This window comes from Thalassotalea sp. PLHSN55, assembly GCF_052030545.1.
Lineage (GTDB): Bacteria > Pseudomonadota > Gammaproteobacteria > Enterobacterales > Alteromonadaceae > CANMXU01.
On the sequence record NZ_JBPDIH010000026.1, the window covers coordinates 1 to 2,420 of the forward strand.

General features: G+C 33.5%; 3 protein-coding genes. All 3 read right to left on the reverse strand.

The annotated features are described in order from the left end of the window. Window positions 1-168: 168 nt before the first annotated feature. The 3 genes from ACRRSQ_RS20525 to ACRRSQ_RS20535 all read right to left on the reverse strand — a co-directional run bounded on the left by ACRRSQ_RS20525 (window position 169) and on the right by ACRRSQ_RS20535 (window position 2,325). Complete coding sequence (locus tag ACRRSQ_RS20525) at window positions 169-1,065, reverse strand: hypothetical protein (RefSeq protein WP_440877645.1); 897 nt, start codon at window positions 1,063-1,065, stop codon at window positions 169-171. 11 nt (window positions 1,066-1,076) lie between these two features. After that, entirely contained in the window at window positions 1,077-1,271 is a 195-nt protein-coding gene (locus tag ACRRSQ_RS20530) for a hypothetical protein (protein WP_440877646.1), read from the reverse strand. 667 nt (window positions 1,272-1,938) lie between these two features. Further along, window positions 1,939-2,325 carry a tautomerase family protein gene (locus ACRRSQ_RS20535; protein WP_440877647.1) on the reverse strand — a complete coding sequence of 129 codons (387 nt, stop codon included), beginning with the start codon at window positions 2,323-2,325 and terminating at the stop codon, window positions 1,939-1,941. Window positions 2,326-2,420 lie beyond the last annotated feature (95 nt).

The following is a 2,420-nucleotide window of genomic DNA, read 5'->3' on the forward strand; positions in this document are numbered from 1 at the left end:
AAAGAAAAGATTATGGCTCTAATTTATTGAGCAGGGTTCAGTGTTTTTAAGTTGACGTGGGGAGTCATACCAACGCCTAATTAACAGGCAAAAAATTGTTGGCTAAAATAAGCGACGAAGGAGCAAAAGCCAACTGTTTTTTGTCCTTGTTTAATTTCTTGTTAGCTTTCAATTCTTTGGGGGCAGTAATAGTTCGAGCATATTTAATAATCCAGAACGAGGTTGTTCTTTTTTACTTTTTTGCTTAGATAGAAACTCATCGTAAAGTGCTTCTGAAAACTGTGTAGCACTAATGATTTTATCTTGACGAAGGACTAAAGATACGTCTTCAGTTACTTCAGTATATTTGACTGTTAATTTTAGGCTTAAAGTTGCTTCGTCTCTATATCCACTAGCATAAGGGGTAATTACAATCTCTTGATCCATTCCTTCTGTTTCATTTGGCTCTCCAAGGCTGATTACTCTACCTATATATACCTTTCTATCTTCCATTGTAAGCATCAAATAAAAACCATCCATCACATAGGATTTTAGAAATAATGCATCAATTGGACTATCTTTCAAAACAGATGCCATCAGTATTATTTTTGCCCTTTCTTTATAAGTTAATCCTGATTGATCATTTCTTGATATCCAGCGCTTCTTTTTAATAGATAACTTAAAACGCCGGCAGGATAAAGCATCTAACAAGTCAAAAGCTTTTAAGGATAAACTTAACTGTGAGTACGTTACATAGAGTTTGCAAACTATTAAACTTCCTAAAATGATTAAGGAAATCCATGTAAGCTGGTTAGTATTAGCATCTATTTCACCTAAAAGAGTGCTTGTGTATTGAAATAAGTCTAGTGGAATATCAAAACCAAATAGGTTTATAGAGGAAGGAAAGTGCTTATTAAGGATGGATACAATAATTGAACTAGCTAGAGTACAGAAAAAACCTAATTTAGCACTTTCTAAGTATAATAGTTGCCCTTCATATCTATGAAGGCGGTAATAGTGATAAGGATTTTGCGTGAAAGCTATATAACCAGAAACTAATACAGGAAGTATAAGTAAGAGAAACATCCATGTCCTTTTTAGCTAACTAATTTGTCCATTTTAGCAATGAATTTCTTTGATTTTTCAGTGTCTCTTGCTTCTTTTGCGCTCATTGTTAACGTACCTCGCCCAACAACTCGCATAGAGGAAGATTCTTTTTTTCTAAGCTGTTGAAGAATTTCGCGCTCTTCCTTAGTAGGAACAAGACCAAATAATCTTAAAAGTGCAGTCATATCAATCGCCTTACAAGAAAGTGTAATTAATTAAAGATTATGCAGCAACTATAGTTTTTTTACAAGCTAAATACCACTTAGAATTTTCTATAACATGTTAAATAATGCTAATTACTTTAAGTGATTAGCGATAGTTTGACCTTGAAAGCTAACGCCCACTTAAGCGGACAAAAATTGTTGGTTAAAATGTGAAGCGAAGCGGAACCTAACCAACTGTTTTTGTTCCGTTTAAAGTGCTTGTTATACGTATTTTACACAAACCGTAAATTTATTAGTTAATTTTACTAACATGTAACTAACAACGGGAAACAACGGTGTAAATAAAATAAATATTAAAAACAAACCTCCGTCCATTAACCCTGCATCGGTATTCCTCAATGGCGTTACATAAATAAGTAACAACATAAGCATAAAAGTAAGTGGTCCAGTAAATAAAGTGATCATTAATTTAGTTATATTATTAATCTGTTGCTCATAAGACTTTGCAAAATATCCACACACTAGAAAAGAGATATAGAAATGAACAAAAAGAAAAACACCTAAAATTAGATAACCCACCAAACTTCCCTATACGTATAACGCCTCATTAAGAGGTAAAAAATAGTTGGTTAAAATAAGCGACGTAGGAGCAAAAACCAACTGTTTTTTGTCCTACTTTAATGACTTGTTATACGTTTACACTGTATTTTAAGTCATTAACTTCATCACCAGTTATACCACGAAAACCCCAGCAATGTTTGGGTTGCTCTTTGATTGTTATCTCAACATCCACAGGTAAGATATTTAACTCTGATTCTATTGTAGAAAATAAAGACTTAATCAATGCTTTCTTAGTTTCAATTTGACGGCCTTCCATCATATTGATTTCAATAACGGTATAATTATCAGACCGGCCACCTGGATAATAAAAATCTGATTTATCCAATGGAATAAATCGATGCGCTCGCTTATCTTCAGGCATCCCTAATACAGATTGCATTGATTTATGAATGACATCTGAAAGTTGAGATTTAATTGGATTGAGCTTTTCTTTAATTCCATAGACGACGATCATGCCGAAACTTCCCTAAACGTATAGACATAATGACTCCCCACGAGGCTAGCCTCCATTCGTGGGTTAACTTAAAAAGACAGAGCCATAATTAGTTT